At 48.5% G+C, this 18,577-nt stretch carries 16 protein-coding genes and 2 pseudogenes; 11 read left to right on the forward strand and 7 right to left on the reverse strand.

The genetic code is table 11. From position 1 onward, the window contains the following. Positions 1 to 15 precede the first annotated feature (15 nt). The 4 genes from MRK00_04025 to MRK00_04040 are packed head-to-tail and all read left to right on the forward strand — an operon-like array spanning position 16 to position 5,566. Positions 16 to 423 (forward strand): biopolymer transporter ExbD, encoded by a 408-nt coding sequence (locus MRK00_04025; GenBank protein ID MDR4516541.1) that lies wholly within the window; start codon positions 16 to 18, stop codon positions 421 to 423. A 30-nt stretch (positions 424 to 453) separates the two neighbouring features. Beyond that, on the forward strand, positions 454 to 1,104 hold the full coding sequence (locus tag MRK00_04030; GenBank protein ID MDR4516542.1) for an energy transducer TonB: 651 nt from the start codon (positions 454 to 456) through the stop codon (positions 1,102 to 1,104). A gap of 39 nt (positions 1,105 to 1,143) precedes the next feature. Next, complete coding sequence (locus MRK00_04035) at positions 1,144 to 2,307, forward strand: tetratricopeptide repeat protein (GenBank protein MDR4516543.1); 1,164 nt, start codon at positions 1,144 to 1,146, stop codon at positions 2,305 to 2,307. A 43-nt stretch (positions 2,308 to 2,350) separates the two neighbouring features. Continuing rightward, positions 2,351 to 5,566 (forward strand): TonB-dependent receptor, encoded by a 3,216-nt coding sequence (locus tag MRK00_04040; protein ID MDR4516544.1) that lies wholly within the window; start codon positions 2,351 to 2,353, stop codon positions 5,564 to 5,566. A gap of 91 nt (positions 5,567 to 5,657) precedes the next feature. Here MRK00_04040 and MRK00_04045 read toward each other — a convergent pair whose 3' ends face one another. Continuing rightward, on the reverse strand, positions 5,658 to 6,572 hold the full coding sequence (locus tag MRK00_04045) for a bile acid:sodium symporter family protein (protein ID MDR4516545.1): 915 nt from the start codon (positions 6,570 to 6,572) through the stop codon (positions 5,658 to 5,660). A gap of 276 nt (positions 6,573 to 6,848) precedes the next feature. Between MRK00_04045 and MRK00_04050 the strand changes: the two genes are divergently transcribed. The 4 genes from MRK00_04050 (at position 6,849) to MRK00_04065 (ending at position 9,461) form a co-directional block, all read left to right on the forward strand. Further along, on the forward strand, positions 6,849 to 7,004 hold the full coding sequence (locus MRK00_04050; GenBank protein MDR4516546.1) for a hypothetical protein: 156 nt from the start codon (positions 6,849 to 6,851) through the stop codon (positions 7,002 to 7,004). A gap of 36 nt (positions 7,005 to 7,040) precedes the next feature. Then, on the forward strand, positions 7,041 to 7,967 hold the full coding sequence (locus MRK00_04055; GenBank protein MDR4516547.1) for a hypothetical protein: 927 nt from the start codon (positions 7,041 to 7,043) through the stop codon (positions 7,965 to 7,967). Positions 7,968 to 8,025: 58 nt separating this feature from the next. Beyond that, entirely contained in the window at positions 8,026 to 8,928 is a 903-nt protein-coding gene (locus MRK00_04060; protein MDR4516548.1) for a DUF6279 family lipoprotein, read from the forward strand. A gap of 161 nt (positions 8,929 to 9,089) precedes the next feature. Next, the gene (locus MRK00_04065) at positions 9,090 to 9,461 is read left to right on the forward strand and encodes a sulfurtransferase (protein MDR4516549.1); all 372 of its coding nucleotides are present in this window, start codon (positions 9,090 to 9,092) and stop codon (positions 9,459 to 9,461) included. A 120-nt stretch (positions 9,462 to 9,581) separates the two neighbouring features. Here MRK00_04065 and MRK00_04070 read toward each other — a convergent pair. Next, positions 9,582 to 9,899 (reverse strand): annotated as a pseudogene (locus MRK00_04070) (IS21 family transposase). A 96-nt stretch (positions 9,900 to 9,995) separates the two neighbouring features. On the opposite strand from MRK00_04070, the gene MRK00_04075 reads away from it, so the two are divergent. Next, positions 9,996 to 10,565 (forward strand): hypothetical protein, encoded by a 570-nt coding sequence (locus tag MRK00_04075; GenBank protein ID MDR4516550.1) that lies wholly within the window; start codon positions 9,996 to 9,998, stop codon positions 10,563 to 10,565. A gap of 154 nt (positions 10,566 to 10,719) precedes the next feature. Here MRK00_04075 and MRK00_04080 read toward each other — a convergent pair whose 3' ends face one another. The 3 genes from MRK00_04080 to MRK00_04090 all read right to left on the reverse strand — a co-directional run bounded on the left by MRK00_04080 (position 10,720) and on the right by MRK00_04090 (position 12,276). After that, a complete protein-coding gene (locus tag MRK00_04080) occupies positions 10,720 to 11,166 on the reverse strand; it encodes a hypothetical protein (GenBank protein ID MDR4516551.1) in 447 nt (148 codons plus the stop codon). Between the two features lie 112 nt (positions 11,167 to 11,278). Then, on the reverse strand, positions 11,279 to 11,683 hold the full coding sequence (locus tag MRK00_04085; GenBank protein ID MDR4516552.1) for a DoxX family protein: 405 nt from the start codon (positions 11,681 to 11,683) through the stop codon (positions 11,279 to 11,281). 215 nt (positions 11,684 to 11,898) lie between these two features. Next, positions 11,899 to 12,276, reverse strand: coding sequence for a VOC family protein (locus MRK00_04090; protein MDR4516553.1), 378 nt, complete (start codon positions 12,274 to 12,276; stop codon positions 11,899 to 11,901). Positions 12,277 to 12,414: 138 nt separating this feature from the next. Here MRK00_04090 and MRK00_04095 point away from each other — a divergent pair, with 138 nt between their 5' ends. Then, a complete protein-coding gene (locus tag MRK00_04095; protein MDR4516554.1) occupies positions 12,415 to 14,010 on the forward strand; it encodes a hypothetical protein in 1,596 nt (531 codons plus the stop codon). A 284-nt stretch (positions 14,011 to 14,294) separates the two neighbouring features. Continuing rightward, positions 14,295 to 15,626, forward strand: a complete 1,332-nt coding sequence (locus MRK00_04100; protein MDR4516555.1) for a PhoH family protein — start codon at positions 14,295 to 14,297, stop codon at positions 15,624 to 15,626. Between the two features lie 89 nt (positions 15,627 to 15,715). Here the strand turns inward: MRK00_04100 and MRK00_04105 are convergent, their stop codons facing one another. Then, a complete protein-coding gene (locus tag MRK00_04105) occupies positions 15,716 to 17,305 on the reverse strand; it encodes an alkaline phosphatase D family protein (protein ID MDR4516556.1) in 1,590 nt (529 codons plus the stop codon). Between the two features lie 1,095 nt (positions 17,306 to 18,400). Further along, positions 18,401 to 18,575: pseudogene (locus MRK00_04110) on the reverse strand (IS1595 family transposase). Positions 18,576 to 18,577 lie beyond the last annotated feature (2 nt).

Consider the following 18,577-nt stretch of genomic DNA (forward strand, 5'->3'; position numbering starts at 1 on the left):
AACAGGATTTTTACCATGCAATATCACGACGATCCGATAGAAACCGACGCAACCATCGATATTGGTCCGATGATCGATATCGTTTTTATCCTGCTGATCTTTTTTATGGTGACGACAACATTTGTCAAGGATATGAAACTCGAACTCGAACGGCCCAAGGCGAGTAGCGCGGTAGCGGCTTCGAGCAAGGCGATTCGCCTTTTTGTCGATCAGCATGGCGACACCTATCTCGATGGCGAACCGGTGCGCATGTGGCTGATACAAAGCAAATTACGTGATCTATTAAGCACATCGACCAGCAAAGTGGTTCTGGTGGTGACAGACGAAGGTGTTCCGGCGGGCAAACTGGTTGAAGTAGTCGATCAGGCGCGCTTGTCGGGCGCGGAAAGTGTGGGTGTGGCAACCAAGAAAGAAGCGGGGTAACCAATCATGCAGGCAATAACGACAACGACAATGACAACAACACAGCATTCTAAATTTAACAGTAAACACCGGGCTGCGATCGTATCAATGCTCATTGGCCCGGTGCTGGTTTTTAGCCTGATTCTGGCGATGAATCAGTTTATCGGCAAAGTTGACAAGACGCCGGTGCAGGAAGTCACCGAAATCGCCATGGTCAAACAAATTCAGGAAGAACCCAAGAAAGAAATCAAAAAAGTGGAGCCGCCAAGACGCATCACCCCATCTCAGGCGCCAGCGCCTTTTACCGGTCTTGATACCGCACTTTCGGGAATCGATCTTGGACTGCTGGGGTTGAACGCCGGGCAGATTGGTGAACTCGACGATTCGCTCATCGGCAATACGGGCAATGCCGTCATGACCGCTGATCTGGTCGATGTGCCGCCAAGAGCGGTTTCGCAAGGCAGCTTCAGGTACCCACCGTCGGCCAAAAAGAACGGTATCAGAGGGTATGTGGTTTTATCGATACTGGTCAGCGAGAAAGGCTCGGTAGACCAGGTTCAGGTGCTCGAGTCCAGCCCGTCCGGGGTATTTGACGCAGCGGCATTACAGGGTATCCGTTCGTGGCAGTTTGAACCGGCAAAATATCAGGGTGATGTCGTCAGGGTGTGGGCAAAGCAGCGGATTCGTTTTGATTTGTCGTGATCGGATTGAGTATTCAGACTATCAAGCTGTAGGCGCCTTATGTTTCTGAGAATCCGATGCCTAACCCTGTTCAGCATGGTTGTCTTGCTGGGGATGTTGAACGGCATAGTCTGGGCAGATGAAAACCGGACACAGTCGAGCGATTTTCTGGAACTGGCAGCGGTGATGCTCCGGGACGGTCACAGCGACCGTGCCTTGCTCGCCTTGCAGAGTGTCGATCTCGAAGATGAAAAAACCGATTTGGCGCGGTTTTATACGCTGCAGGGCCTGGCGTATTTGAATCTGAACGATTTCATTGCGGCCAAAGACAGTTTGCAGCGGGCCATTCAAAACGGACAAACGGAAACCGTTATTTTTGTTTATCTGGCGCAGGCGCACTATGCGCTCAAGGAATACCAACACACAATCCAGGCGATAGGCAAATCCGGCGAGCATGCCAGCAGAGCCGACCTGATCGTATTAAAAGCACAGGCCTACTGGCATCTGGAAAAACCCGATGCCGCCATCAATACACTCATTGAAGGGCAACGCTTGTATCCCCAGGATTACAGCTTTCTCAGACGCCAGGTGTTTTATTTTGTCGAGCTTGAGCTGTTTCATGAAGCGGCTCAACTGGGCAGGCGATACCTGGCGCAATCGAAAGCCGCCGCAGAAGATTATATCGCCATAGGCAATGCGCTGCGGCTGAGCAGGCAGTACCAGGAAGCGCTGGCGATACTTGAAATTGCCCGATTGCAATTCCCGAATAACGAAATGGTTGCGAAACTGCTCGCACACACGTATCTTGATCAGGGACAGCTCAATTCGGCGGCGTTCATTCTTGAACAGGCGGCATTACTGAATCCGGAGCTGCTGTCGGAAGCCGCAGAAGTTTACCGCCGTGCAAACCGCTTTCATAAGGCCCTGACGCTGAATGAAGGCGTGCGGGATCAATCGGTCAAGTTCAAGCAACGCTTGTCTATTCTGCTGGCGCTCAAGCAGTACGAGCGCGCCGCCAACATGGAATCCAGCCTGTACCGCACGGGACTGCTGGAAGACCAGCATGTACGTTACGCGTTGGCGTATGCCTATTTCTCCAGCAACCGTTTTCCACAAGCGCATAAACACCTGGAACATTTGACCGAACCCGAACTCTTCAGAAAAGGTATTGAGCTGCGCCGGTTGATGCAAATGTGTAAAGAAGAACCGTGGAAGTGTTTATAACAGTCAAATCAAATCCAGCATTCTGTCCGGTCAGCCCCGCGTTATGAACAAATTCCTGATAATTTTATACCATCTGGCTATTTCATTGATGGTCATGCTGATCAGTGCGTCTGCCTGGGGAGAATCCGGCAAAGCGGAGCTGGCTGAATTCTCGATTTATCTGTTTCAGGAAGGATTGCCGATCGCCGATGCGGAACTGACCATACTCAGCGTGGACGACGGTCAATCAGGGCTGTTGCCCGAATCGGATCTGCCTGCCGTTATCGACTGGCGCGGCAATGGCGGCGCAACCGTTAAAACCGGCGACAGCGGCAGTGTTGCGGCAAAGCTGCCGCCCGGCAGCTACCATATGAAACTGAATACCGGCGGGCAGTCGTTTGAATTCGACCTGCCGTTGCGGCCGGCTGAAAACGTACAAATCCTGTTGACGTTTTATCCCGATGGCCGCGAACCGCAATTGAATATCGAAAGTTCGGTTACCGGCACCATGGCCGGCGCTGACGCCATGGCGGAAAAGCCGGTGGTTGAAGGCGACGGTTTGATGAGTGTAAAAGTGATTTCAATTGAAACCAACCGGCCGGTCAAGGATGTACAGGTATTTGTCAGCGGTTTGCAGCAGCAATTCAGGACAAATGATGAAGGCCTGCTTCAGGCAGAAATCCCGGTTGGCAGCTACAGTGTTTCATTATTGCACCCGGCATTCAGCAGCCAGACACAGGATGCGGTGGAAATTACCAGGGACGAGACAACCGAGCTCGCATTCAGCCTGACACCGGCAGGCGTGGAACTCGCCGAATATGTGGTGCTGGAACCGCATCTGGCGGGCACACTGGCCTCAGTTATCGAGGAACAAAAAACATCGACGGAAGTGACAACCGTGCTGGGCGCCGAACAGTTCACCCGTAGCGGCGATTCGGATGTGGCAAGTGCGCTCAGAAGGGCTTCCGGTTTAACACTGATCGGCGGACAGTTTGTTTTTATCCGCGGTCTTGGCGAACGTTATTCTTCCACGCTGGTGAACGGTGCTGCGGTACCGAGTCCGGATCCGACCCGCCGCGTCGTGCCGCTCGATCTCTTTCCGACCAACTTCCTGGATAACGTAATGGTGCAAAAGACCTATTCAGCCGACCGGCCCGGTGAATTTGCGGGCGGTACGCTGGAAATGCGCACGCGGGGCATACCGGATGAATTCTTCTTTAATATCAGTGCGAGCACGGGGTTCAATGACAGAGCCACCTTTGCCGACGGCCTGTCCTATAAAGGCGGCGGGCTTGACTTTCTGAGTTTTGACGATGGCGCGCGTGATTTACCGGGTTCACTGGCTGCCGCGACTGCCAATGGCGGCACCATCCAGCCGCAGACACTGTTTAACCCGAATGGGTTTACTGCCCAGGAAATTGAAGCCTTTGGCGAAGATCTGTCCGGTGTCTGGGACGTGACCGAGAAACCCGTGGGGCCGGACAGAGGGCTGGATGTGGCGATGGGCAATGTATTCAATAGGGGGGATTTCAGGGCGGGGTTTATCGCTGCGGGCGGCTGGAATCAGCAATTCAGGAAACAAAATGAAATCAACCGTGAATACACGCCAACCACCGGCAGCGATGAGCTGCGCATGATTCAGGATTTCGATACCCGGCGCTCGCTGCAGTCCATGGAGCTCAACGGTTATCTGGCGGCGGATATCGAATACAAGGACAATCACCGCATATTCACGCGCACCATGTTTTTACGCCAGGCCGTCGATGAAGCGCGGATTGCTCAGGGATTTACCGACGCCGAAGTGACCGATATCCGCCGCACCAAACTGTGGTTTCTTTCCAACCAGTTATTTACGCAGCAGGTCGGCGGCAATCATCAGTTCAACTGGGCGAAAGATCTCTCGGTGAACTGGCTGTACACCAATGCGACCGCCAACCGGGATCAGCCCAAGTTGCGCGACTACCGGTTCGATGAAATGGTGGACGGCAGTTTTGCGTTATCGCGCCGCGCGGACAGCAACCAGACGACGTATGCCACCCTGACCGACAAGGATGAAAGCTGGCGTATGGACGTCAAACTGCCGCTGGAATTCACGCCCGCCCACAAAATGGCGTTGCATGGCGGTTTCATCACGCAGGATAAAGCGCGCAATTCACGCATCCAGCGTTTTGCATTCTTCCCGGTCGGACCGCTTGGCTCTGAACAGGCGATCCTGGCCCAGTCATCGCTGGAATCGATCCTGAAGCCGTCCAATATTGGTACCGACGGTTTCCAGTTACGCGAAACCACGCGCCCCACCGACAGTTACAACGCAACGCAGAAGCTGTTGTCCTACTACGGAAAAATGGATTACACGCTCTACGACCGTTTCAATGTCACCGGCGGGGTTCGGTGGGAAAACAACGATCAGTTTGTCGAGACCTTCCAGAACGTCGCCAACAGCAACCAGTCGGTCATCAGCACCATCAACCGCACCGACATGCTGCCTTCGGTAACCAGTACAATGTATATTTCCGACAAGCAGCAACTGCGCGCGGGTTTCAGCCAGACGCTCTCGCGCCCCGATTTCAGGGAACTGTCGCCGGCGCCGTTTACCGATCTGAACACCAACCAGGAAACAACCGGCAATCCTGACCTGAAACAAACCGCCATTACCAATTACGATGTGCGCTGGGAATATTATCTGTCGCCCAATGAAAACCTGATGGCGAGCTTCTTCTGGAAAGACCTGACACAACCGATCGAACTGGTCACATTGCCCGGCACCGCAGGCCTGCAGACGTATCAGAACGCCGACAAGGCGCGGGTATACGGATTTGAAGTCGAAATGCTCAAAGGGCTTGGGTTTATCCATCCGTGGCTGGAGAATTTCTATGCCGGCGGCAACTACACCTGGTCGAGCTCCAATGTCAAACTGAATGCCGAAAATCTCGGTGCGCAGACCACCAATAACCGTCAGTTACAGGGTCATTCCGCGCAAATCTTCAACTTCCAGATCGGTTACGAAAATCCCGCCTGGAAATCTCAAATGACCCTGCTCTACAACGTCACCAGCAAACACATCGTCTCCGCCGGCCTGCTCGGCGCGCCGGATAAATATCAGCAGCCGTTTCATCAGCTCGACTTCGTCTATAACCAGTCGATCAATAAATGGCTGTCTGTGCGCCTGAACATGCAGAACCTGCTTGATGACGATGTGTTGATCCTGCAAGGCGGTGAACTTACACGACAGTTCCGCAGAGGTCGGCAGTTTAACCTCGGCGTGAGAATGAGTTTTTAGTATTACCAGCATGAATGATGCTTGCAACGCCGCTTGAGTCTCTTAGAAGATTGCAATCATTCAGGCACACAAACGCATCCGGCTGAACCGTTTATGCCCTGTGCTTTCTCAGGTAGGTCGTCATTCCAGCAGCCGTTAGAATGCACCAGACGGCAAAAAGTGCGCCGGGCAAGGCGGTTTCCGGTGCGAAGTGCTTCAGCGCAAGTGCGACGCCCAGCCCCGCATTCTGCATGCCGATTTCGATCGACAGGGCGATTTGCAGTTTTTTTTCGAAGCCGTAAAGCCGCGCCAGATGCCAGCCGGCAAGGTAGCCGAGCAGGTTGACGACAACCACGATCAGAAACAGGTACAAGCCAACGTCAGCAATCCGCTCCTGATTGGCGGCAACCGCGTAACTGCAGATAATGACAATCGACAGTACTGCGATGGCCGGGGCGATTTCGGTGACGACTTGTGTTTTTCCTCCCAGAACGCGTTTCACCAACATGCCGAGGATAATCGGTAAAACAACGATCAGCAGTATCGTTTGCGTCATCGGCCAGAATGGAATGGGCAGTAACGCGCCGCCGATCCATTCGACCAGCGCCGGGGTCAACAGCGGCGAGAGCAACGTGGAAACAGTGGTCAGCGCAATCGAATACGCCAGCGCGCCGCCAGCCAGATACACCACGACATTGCTGGCCATCGCGCCGGGCGCGCAGGCGACAATAATCAGTCCGAGCGCGGTTTCGCCGGGCAGTCCGCTGCCGTAGGCGGCAATCGCGCCCAACAACGGCATCACGCTATACTGCGTCAACACGCCCAGACCGACCTGCCTGGGTTGCTGGCGGATTTGCTGGAGTTCGCCCGGTTTCAGCACGATACCGAGTGAAAACATAGTGGCAGCAAACAGCCAGAGAAAAATATGCTCAAAATTCAAAAAGACGCCGGGCAGAAAATACGCGGCAACCGCCGAGAGCACGGTGAGCAGGGCAAGATTGTCGCTGATTATTCTGAAACGTTTCATGGAACTGTGTTACGGAGAAGGACAGGTAGCGATAAAAACGCACATGTTAGCAGCCATTTCGGTGTCCTACCATGCTGTTCCGTCTTTAATCTGAAATTCGTCCACCCAGCGGAATCGAACCCGGATTGTATTAATGGCAAATTGCCAGAAAGCTGGGTTATTTCAATTCGCTTTGCTTTTTGCGGCTTTTGTCATACGCTATAACCTGTTTAGGATTATTCTCGATTCGGGTATGCACAACGCCAAACACTATAATCTGGAAATTTCAGAGGTTGATTGCGCAGACGTCCGGAAACTGGATGGGGCGCCACGAGTATTTCCGGAATAAACCGGCATTGCGCCGTTCAAGAATGGGCTCAGCCCGATCTGGAGCCGGTTGTTCGGGGCAGTGACGATGCAAAAGGCAGTATACAGACGATTAACAAGGAATAAACAGAGACTAAACAGGAACTAAGCAAGGATGGAGTCATGATTGTACGCAAAACAGTTCGCCTCAAATGGATACTCAAAATTGACGGGTGGAATATGCTGTTTTTTCTGGCCTATGGTTATCTTGTCTGCGTTATGCACGCATACGGCTTTTTTGCGCATCTGACCTTTCCTGATACCGAAATCAGCGTCTTTGGAATTGCTGTCGCAATCATGCTGGGGTTTCGCAATAACGAGGCGTATAACCGGTTCTGGGAGGCCCGGATTGTGTGGGGCGATTTAACCAATGCCGCGCGGAATTTTGCGTCCCAGATCATCAATTACGTTCAGCATCCCAAAGGAAGGGATCACGAGTCCCAGGCAGCCGCTGCAGCAATCCACAGAGAACTCGTTTACCGGCAACTGGCTTTTTTGAATGCGCTGCGCTTGCAGTTGCGACAGGAGAAAACCTGGGACGAATTGAAGCCGTTGCTACCGGATGCCGAATTCCAGGTGCTGGGCCGGGCGGCAAATAAAGCGACGCAGTTAAACCATCAGCAATCGCTGCGCTTAAGCGAGTTATACAGCGCCGGATGGATCAAGGACCAGGCTTATGTGTTCGGCCTGATGGAATCCGTTAAAACATTTTTTTCCGCGCAGGGACGGTGTGAACGGATAAAAACTACGCCGCTGCCACGGCAATACGGGTTTTTTACCAAATCCTTTGTCTGGATTTTTGTGCTGCTGCTGCCTTACGGGCTTGTCCAGCATCTTGGCTGGGGCGCATTTCCGATTTACGTGACGCTGGCTACGATTTTTACCATCACCGAACGTATCGGCAACCGGACCGAAGCGCCGTTTGAAGGTAAACTGGAAGATGTGCCAATGTCGGCGATTTGCCGGAATATCGAAATCGATTTAAGGCAGCAGCTGGGAGAGGATTCGGTTCCTGCACCATTGGAACCCGAAGATGGCGTGCTCATGTGATCGGGTGCCGATTCAATGCCACAAAGTCAATATACAGTTAACAAATGAGGTGTATCGCTTGAAATTTAAATCGCTTGCGGTAATGGTAATAGCCGGCCTGTCTTTGCTTATGGGCGGGTGCAGCATCGCGCAGCTGGGCTATAACAACGGCCCGCATCTGGCGTGGTGGTGGCTCGACGGCTATGTCGACTTTGACCGTGAACAAAAGCCGCATGCAAAGCAGGCGATTCAGGCATGGTTCGATTGGCACCGCAGTGAACAACTCCCTGCATACGCAGAGTGGCTGACCGCCGTGCGCAGCGGCATCGATGGCCGGATCACCCCGGAACAAGCGTGCCGCTGGTCGGATGAATTACAGGAAATCATCGCACCGGCTTTCGATCATGCCGTTCAACTGGGAACGCCGGTGGCGTTGCGTCTCGGCGAAGCGCAGTGGCGCTATCTGGAAAAACAATACCAGAAAAGCAACGACAAACTGCGCCGCAAATACCTGCAACCCGATGCTGAAGACCGGTTGAATGCATCGGTCAAACGAACCGTCAAGCGCATCGAGAATCTGTATGGCAGGATAGACAAAAAACAACGGGCGCTGATCATTACCGGAATCAAAGCTTCTCCGTTCGCGCCTGATGCATGGTTGCTTGAGCGCCAGCGACGCCAGCAGGTGACATTATCCACCCTGCAACGGATCGCCACCGAATCCGCCCCGTTTGATGAGGCGGCTGCCGAGTTGCGCCAACTGGTTGCGCATACCCATCGTTCCGACGACGCGGATTACCGTGCCTATCAGCTCAGACTGTCCGAATACACCTGCGGTTTTATCGCGCGCCTGCACAACAGCACCACGCCCGAACAGCGGCAACATGCGCTTGACAAGTTGACAAGCTGGATAGCGGATATCAGTGCGTTGATAAATGACAATCGTCACGTAGCGAATCAAGTACAGACTGCTACAGAGTAATCGCACGGGCTGTCATATTCATTGACTGGGCGGGTTTTGCGCTTGAAATAAAATTTTTTTGGTGAATGAATTTACGATATATTTACACAACATATGTAGCCGGTCACAATGCATAACAGTTTCAAATGTAGATACTGGCGGCCCAATCTGACGGAGGAATAATGCAGCATAATTCAGGTTTCTTGAAGTTGGTGGACGATGCGAAGCAGCGTGTCAAAGAATGCACTGCGGCCGATGTACAGGCCCGTATGAAAAAGGGGGAATCATTTCATTTCATCGACGTGCGTGAGGATCACGAATACCAGGCCGATCATGCCGCAGGCGCCCGCCATCTGGGCAAGGGAATTATTGAACGCGATATTGAATCGGTGATACCCGACAAGCAGGCACCTATTGTATTGTATTGTGGTGGCGGTTACCGCTCTGCTCTGGCCGCTGACGCGTTGCAGCAAATGGGGTATAGCAATGTGATATCCATGGATGGCGGTATCAGGGCGTGGCACGACGCGGGATATCCATTGGAGAAGGATTAACCGGGTGTAGCGGGCATAACAGGTGCTGTTGCCTCAAACCCCCGTTTTATTGCACCGTTTGCCGGGGAATACAATTCGAACCGGCTTTCGAAAGTAACCGGTTTTCGTTGTATCTTTATAAACATAATTACGCACAATGGTATAGCCGCCAGTGAATCCATGTTCATCGCGCAATCGCTCCAATATCCGGGTTGCCGTATGACGTTGTTTGGAATGAACTGTTTTATCAGCTTCAAGAATGGCATCTATAATGCCAGTGAAAGCGGCTAGCTTTGGTGAAGCAGGAGAGCTCTTCGCCGGTAACCTGGCGGTACCGCATATTGACACATCTTCTTAACAGTCTCGCGGTGAATACCAAAATAACGCGACTTCTCGCTCACTTTTGCCTTCAACCATCACCGCCCGTCGTATTTTTACATATAGTTCCACTGAATACATCCTTTCGCCTTTCACTTGGTGCTAAACGCATCAGCTTACAGGCATCAGACTGGCACACTTTTATTCCGCGATATTCGCAAAATCTTGTACGCTTCGGTGGTACATTTTTACTCCGCTATTTACACCGATATTTTACGCCTGGATAATGTGCGCTACCTGACTGGCGGCAACAGTGACAATCAAGGTTATCTGCCGTTGGGACTGGCGCTGAATGTGGACGGTGGTGGCGGACACGATGTGCTCAAAATGCATGGCGGTCGCGAGGATGTTGATCTTGAACAGATCAATAATAGCGTTGAGATTACGCGGCTTGAGGACGGCGCCATGCGCAGTCTCAGAAATGTGGAAATGATCGCTTTTGACAGCGGCGAGAATGTTTTGCTTGCACACAATCAGATAGAAGGCATACTCGGCCGATTGTTGCAGACTTTCTTTGACCGCGATGCCACCATTGACGAATGGCAGCTTGGACACAAAGCCATCGCAGATCACGTCAACCCCAAGATCATACTCGACTGGTTTCAAAGCAACGCAGACCTAAATGGAATGAACGATGCGGATTATATTCAGGCACTCTACAGCCAGGCGCTCGGCAGAGCCGCCACCGAAGCCGAACTGAATCAGCAGCAATTACGGCTCGAAAACAGTGAAATCACGCGCGAATGACTTACGGGCGATATGCCGGCAGCGAAGAAGCCGCAGCCTTCATTGGCAGTGTTATATTGCTCGATGGCAGTTTATAATCCAATAAAACGTAAAGCTTTACTTTAGACCTAGATTCACCGGAAAGTGAAGGTAAAAGCAAACTGAACGACAGTTTTTAACGATTATCTGCCTGTTCTTTTAGTCGGTTTCCTTCGCTTTCCAGTATCTTTCTCTCTTTCTCCAGTTCAGCAATAGCATTTTTGACGGCATCTTTGTCTACGGAATCCGGGTCGGCGTCGAGCAATTGTTGCAGCTCATTATTCTTTTGGTCCCATTCGCTTTTTCTTTGTTTCCAGCTTTCAATGTCTTCAAGTAATTCACCGCCTTGGTCCTTGAGTTTGTTCAAGAGGTGACCGACGTTATCGAGCGCTTCGTCATATTTGCCTTCCTGATATTTTTGATATTCAGACTTCAAAAGATCGGCGCCTGCTCCGACAACTTCGGCGCCTTTACTGAATATTTCTTGCGCCTGCTCCTTTTCTTGCGCAGTGCCAAAAAAGTAGTTGTAGCTTAACAGGGCAATGACCAGGAAAAACGCTGTTGTGAGAATAAATCGAATCATGGCAATTACGTTTCAGATGAAGTGTTACTGGCAATTATTGTAACAGTGCGCATAACATTTGCATACTGCGCAAAGATAACGAAATGAATCATGGCAGGATATGGAAAGTGCATTAGTCCGGCTTGACTGCAAATCTGCCACTGCCAAGAAAGAAAACCGCCAACCCGGTAAGCAAGAAAAATATTTGCAGTTCCAGCGCAAGTCCGCCATGATCTGTAAGTGCAAACAGTTGACTACTGTGTGCCAGCACGATTGCGAATATCATATTGCCAAAAACAAGCAAGCCGCCGAACCGTGCAAACACGCCAAAAATAATCAACAACGGCGCAATAATTTCTCCGAGATAGACACCGTATGCCAGTTCCTGGGGCAAATCGATGCCAACAAGCTGTTTGCTGATAAAATCGAGCGAACCGGGGTTGAATAGTTTATGAACCCCATGAAATAACATTAAAATACCTACGGTAAGCCGCAAAATCAGCTTGCCCAGCGCATCGCTTTGAAAGTATTGGTTCAATACGGTTTCTCCTCATATCTATTAGTTATTAATCAGCCGGGGGCTGTTCTCAATCGGCGAATCCTTTGCGTTGCTCCTGAAATAGCCCCGGCAGAAACAGTTCACGCATTGAGTGCAACCCCTCATATATTATCAAAGTCAAAGTCGATCCATAAAAATAAATCATCGGACTCGAACTTGCTTCGACCGTACAGTTTGCGGTACCCGGCCGGTGGTCATTTTATTTCATAATCCGCTGTCAGCATTTCGAGCAAATGACCGTTCTCATCGCGGAAATAAACGCCTCTGCCACCGTAGTTGTGATTGATGTCCATATTTTCGGGGTCGTAGGGTCCACTGCCGTACTTGACATTTTCCGCCTTGATACGCGTAAAGATTTGATCGAATTCTTGTTCCGTGACCTTGAACGCATAGTGATGTGACTCGAACTGTTCTCTGTTGGCGAAATCAAGGCATAACGAATCATTGACACGTACAACAATGAATGACGCGAACGGTCCGATATATTCAAAGCCAAATATGCGAACATAAAACCGGGCGGTTTTTTCTTTTTCATGTGTTGGAATTATGGTGTGATTGAGTGTGATCGGCATAATTTTTCTCTTTAATATACGGGTCTTGCACAGATATGGGACATATAAATCAAACATTATGATGTAACAAGAATGTCATATTAGATTGGTAAATTTGCCTTGCCAAAAGTTTCATAAATAATTAACTTGGAGATAAAAATGGTAAGGTTAAAAAACAAACATACAGGGCTCGCGGTAATTTCGGCATTTATGCTTGGCATATCTGCCACAAACGGTTTTGCGGCGTCGGCCTCATTCAATCCTTCAACGGGCGTCGTTGATATGCCCGTTGTTGAAGTATTAAATGGCGCTACTTCATCGTTTTATAGAGCACAGTTGCAAATTGACGGCAATGCTTTGAAATTGATTTCGGCTAATCCGATCTCTGCGGTCAAGGGGCAGGAACGCGTAGTTTTAGATTTGGCGACGACAGCATTGCATGTTCCGTCAGTTACGGTGGGTGCGAATGAATTTTATGCGAAACTCAAATTGATACCTGGAACAAACCGTTTTTCGGTTGAACAACTGGTCAGCAACAGTTTCCAGGGTTGTCCGAGTTTTGCAACACAGGGTCCTGTTGAAGGGTCTTGTATTTTGAGCGGCGAGTATAACCAGGACATCACGCTGACGAAAAATATCCAGTGGATAGTTTCCGGCGGTGTATTTATTGGTGGTGACAAAACCAACAGCGCTACGCTGACGATTAATCCCGGCACGAAGATATTCGGCCAGCAGGGTGCGGATTTTCTGTGGATCAGGCGCGGCTCGAAAATCATGGCGGAAGGCACACCGGATAATCCGATTGTCATGAGCGGAGCGTCGCAACAGGCGGCTGGCGAGTGGGGCGGCCTGGTGATCGCCGGCAATGCGCCGGTCAACGGCTGTAATGCAGGCGTGAACCCTTGCGAAGTACCGTTTGAAGCGGTTACTTCCGAATCCTTTGGCGGCAACAATCCCAACGACAACAGCGGACTGGTCAAATATACCCAGATCCTGTTTGCTGGCTTTGCCGTTCGTCCGAATGAAGAGCTCAATGGCCTGACGCTCAATGGCGTTGGCGCCGGTACCGTGCTTGAATTCATCCATGTGCATCAAGGGCTCGATGATGGCGTCGAATTTTTTGGCGGCACAGCGCAAATGAAATATATTGTGTTGACCAATTGCGGCGATGACTGTTTCGACTGGGGCAGCGGATATACAGGCAAGGCGCAGTTTGTGCTGATCAAACAGGCTTCCAATGACGGTGACCGTGGTATTGAAGCCGACAACAATGAAGTCAACAACGACATTGAACCGCGCGCTAAACCCGTACTTTCGAATTTCACAATTATCGGTGGATCGGCAGGCACGCAGGGTATTCTGCTGCGTCGCGGAACCGGTGCGAATATCTCGAATACGGTCATTACCGGCTTCCAGAACTGTATTTCGATCGATGGCGAGGCTACATTCCTGAACGCAGGTGTACCGGGTAATCTCTCCGGCGACCTGACCATCAACAATTCTTTTGTTCATGGCTGTGTAACCGATTTCTTGGACGGCCCAGGCGCCACCTTCACAACAGCTGACTGGTTCACGTCACAACCGGGTAACAGTCTTGAAGATCCACTGTTGAACGGTTACCTGCCCGCTTCAGGTTCGGCTTTAACACTCGGCGGCGCTCCGGTAAACGATTCTTTCTTTGATTCCGTCGATTATGTCGGCGCATTCAAAGATGCCGATGACGACTGGACTCAGGAATGGACGTTTGATTTCTAAAATAGGTACTATGCCAGAATTTTGTTAATCAAAGTGATTTCTTAGGCGTAATAGCGCTACGAATCGGCTGTCATAGTAACCAAAAAATATTTTCATATTAGCAGCTTAGTAATGATGTGCACGGTTTTATCATCATTACTAAGCTGATGAATTTACACAAACAAAAGACCAAACCTTAAATCTTGATACGCTTCATTAATTTATTTGCGGATTAATGCGAGCTCCCCGCGTTATCAAAATGAATTGATGATTACAGTTAATTAACTTGACTCAATAATCCGCTCATGCCAAGAGAGCAGAAGAAAATATTCGTACTGGATACTTCCGTTATTCTATACAACCATCATGCCATTTTCAGTTTTGCTGATAATGATGTTGCCGTACCTATTACGGTTCTCGAAGAATTGGATTATTTTAAAAAGGGAAATGAGACGAAAAACTTTGAAGCCAGAGAGTTTATTCGTATTATTGACAAGTTGTCGCTAAACCAATCGTTACAAAACTGGATTACCATTGACCAACCAAATCTTGGCCGTTTCAGGGTGGTTATGCAGGAACGGGAAAACACTATCGACGCTACCAGAATTTTTGGAGAGAACACTGCAGATCACCGCATTCTCAATGTGGCAATTACATTGAGTGAAGCCTATCCGCGAAAAAAAATTATCCTGGTGAGCAAGGATATTAATCTCCGGCTCAAGGCGAAATCCTTGAATATTATGGCAGAAGATTTTCAAACCGGAAAAATAAAGGATCTTGAAGCTTTATATACTGGCAGTACAGTTATTGAAGGACTTTCCAAAGCGATTATTGATAACATTTACGAACATGACTACTGCCTGCCAGAGGAAATCGGAATCGAAGAACCTGTAGCTAATCATTATTTTATTCTAAAAAATAGCCGCGCTTCTGTTTTGGTTTTCTATAATCCTGAATCGCAAAGAATTGAACGTATCCAGAAGAAATCAGCCTACAGAATTACGCCAAAAAATGCTGAGCAGGTTTTTGCGTTACATGCAATTACACATCCAAATATCAAACTGGTGACTTTGCAAGGGGTTGCTGGAACAGGAAAAACATTGCTGGCACTGGCTGGTGCATTGGATCAAAAAAAACACTATAAGCAAATCTATCTTGCACGGCCTATCGTCCCGTTGAGCAATAAGGATATTGGCTACTTGCCAGGAGACATTAAGTCAAAGCTCAACCCCTATATGGAACCGCTTTGGGACAACCTGAAATTCATCAAAAATCAATTCACTGAAAAAGAAAAGGAATACAGAAGAATAACCGATGCACTTGAGCAGGAGAAACTGACCATCACGCCGCTTGCGTATATTCGTGGCAGAAGTATCTCGAATGTCTGTTTCATTGTCGATGAGGCTCAAAATCTGACGCCACATGAAGTAAAGACCATTATCACGCGTGCGGGTGAAAATACCAAAATCATTTTTACCGGTGATATATACCAAATCGATACACCGTATCTTGATTCGCAAAGTAACGGTTTGTCTTATCTTATAGATAAAATCAAACGCCACGAAATCTATGCGCATGTACGACTGGAGAAAGGCGAGCGCTCTCATCTGGCTAACTTGGCGAATGAATTGCTGTAATAAACTGGTTTTAATTTTTGACTGAAAAAAAAGCCCCGTTTATCTAACGGAGCTTTTTAACTTCAGATACTTTTGATGTTTATTCTGATTTATAACGGCAACATTGTCTTTTCAAATAAAACAGCGCCAGTAATGTCGATCAGTTTCACTGTCATTTCGCCATCGATAGAAATCTCGACCAAACCGAAGGATTGCAAATGTGGTGGAGGAGAATTTTGTCCTATACCTTCCGTACTGGGCGCGCGCACATATTCATACTGTGGGCCAAAGCTTGCATCAAGGTTGCCCGAGCCAAATGCACCTGCATGGATGGGTCCGATAACGAATTCCCAGAATGGGTTAAATTCTTGAAATGTCGCAAGTGACGGATCGTATGAGATGGCAGCAGTAAAATGGACATCGGATGTGAGATAGACAACATTTTTGATATCATGATCCTTGATAAATTTCAGGATCTCAGCAAGCTGCACCTCACGCCCTAATACAGCCGGATCATCCTGACTCCAGGCGTCCCGGTCATCTACACCGCCAGTTACAATACTTAGCGGGTCATGTGTGGAAATAATTTTCCAAGTGGCTTTGGATTTTACCAAAGCATCTTTTAACCAGGCCAGCTGTTCCTGACCGAGCATTTCAATACCATCAGGATCGTAATTGTCTGGATTAGGATCACGGAAGCTACGCTCATCGAGCAAAAATAACTCCATATGTTTGCCATGTTGTACGCTGCGATACAATTTTGTGCCGTCAATGGGATTATATTCGAACAAAGCCTGTTTGGCGTTCGCAGCTAGCACATCCGCAGAAATGCCGAAATACGGTGCGCCAGCGGGCATGATTTCTCCCGGGTACCAGTTGTTGGATACTTCGTGGTCATCCCACTGTACATAGACAGGTGTTCTGGCAAGAAAATGCGCCATTTTTGCATCACCAAGATTATATTTCCAGTTGGCGCGAAAATCATCCAATGTAATGGCTACAAAATCTTTGGCCGGGTTATTAACCCAGGTACCGTCGCCCACATCTGCCGGGATATCTTTACTGACTGGAATCGCCCCGTCTGCATAAATCATGTCGCCCTGGAACAATGCGAAATCAGGGTTTAGCTTTGACATTGAATCAAAAACGACGTAGCCGCCCTTGATTAATTCGCCATCCACATGCGTAATGGATAAATCAGGATTGCGTCCCCAGCCCTGCCCTCCCAGGTCTGCAACCCAGACAAAACGAATAGACTCGGCTTTGGCTGGCTCACTCGCTGTTTTAAAAGTAGACAGCGTTCCTTTAACTTTTCCTTTATCCTTTCCTTTAACCGTTGCTTTCGTATGTTGTGCGAGCGGTTTGCAGGTAGCCTGATAATAGTATTGCTTACCGGGTTTTAATCCTTTAAAAACCAGTGAGCCGGTGTAGTCAGACTTATCTGAAACATGATGTGATTTTTTTCTGACAATGTTTATATTTTTATCCGTGATTAGATTTTTATGGGTTGTCAGTGAAAATGTCAAAAGCGCATCCTGTTCAGCATTACAGCGGCCCCAAAGTACAACGCTGTCGCTGGTTACATCGCCTGCTTGGCTGTATACCGTGCCAGCAGTTGCTATCGAGTTACCGGACAGAAAAATTGCACTAACAAAAAATCCAGATGCAAATATTAGTTTTCCAGTTTTTTGTAAATTCATTTACGTTCTCCTAATAATGATTCTTGTATACAAGCTATCTGTGCTTGTAAAAAATATGATAGGAAAAGTATGTGAAAGAAGTATGTCGCGGGAATGACATTTTCTTGAAGAAACTGTAACAAATTGCAACAACCATAATTGGAATCAGCAGAGAAATTGACAATATATTGCCATTCTTCTGAGATTAATCATTCCGCATAAAACACCTTGTGTATGATTTGAGATGGTTTCTGGAAAAATACACGAATGTGTTTCAGGAATTCAATCAATAAAATGTATTACCTGATTTAAGGAGAGGTAAATTAAAAGATTTTAGATAGCAATTAAAACACATACAGAAGAATGAGGGGGTTGCTCGCCCGAGAATGATGTCTTGACATCCCAAGATGCCTGCCCAAAGGCTTAAACTCGCTTCTATGCGTACTCGCCCAAGCTGTGAAATCTCAGAGAAAAGATCAGGTCGTTAAATAAACTCTTCATGAAAAATTAAAATAATAGTAATTATACGTACACAAATACTACGTATCGTATGCACTTGTAACATCGTAGTTTTTTATGGAAGTCTATCTTTAATCATTATGGGGTTATACAATGAAATACGGTAATGTTTTAGCAGTGGTATTGGTGTTTATAATAACGACGGCAAGCAGTGCATTATTCGCAAGAAGTGATATCATGCTTAAAAACAATTTGCGGGTAAATGCAGTTGGGATTGCAACAAGTTCCGGCAGCATGCCACACGTCAAGGAGAGGACAAGGAAGTCACGAATAGGAACTCAATCGCTCTCTTCAGTTGATCAGTTCGCAAGCAGGTTCACGAACAAAGACAAAGCTAAATCTAACCTGAAGTAATGAACAATGCGTTTATATCGGTTCCAATGAAGTATGCTAGCTCAGACCTGATCTGACAGTTGCTCGTATTTTTAGGTGTCTGTCAGTTTAGATTTGAGCTGGATGTTTTTCTGCTGTTATCACCAAGGGACTTTGTCGCACCTTAACTGCCAATTGTTTTGTATCACTTAACAATAGCATATACTGGCAGAGATGAATGATGTTCGACGAAGTGTTTTGGATTCTGAGCCAGTTCCCCCAGTTTTTTTTCCGGCGCCATTCAAACGCTTTTAAATACAGCTCAAAATTGACGAAAACACCGTTAAATTTTGCAAGCCATTGTCTATTAAAACTCTTGAATGATTCCAATATCATTAATGTAACAATGGCCATCCCTGGAAAACTCATTGCCGCCCTGGAATACGTGAAAATTCCTGTAGA

It is taken from the genome of Nitrosomonas sp. (genome assembly GCA_031316255.1).
Taxonomy (GTDB): domain Bacteria; phylum Pseudomonadota; class Gammaproteobacteria; order Burkholderiales; family Nitrosomonadaceae; genus Nitrosomonas.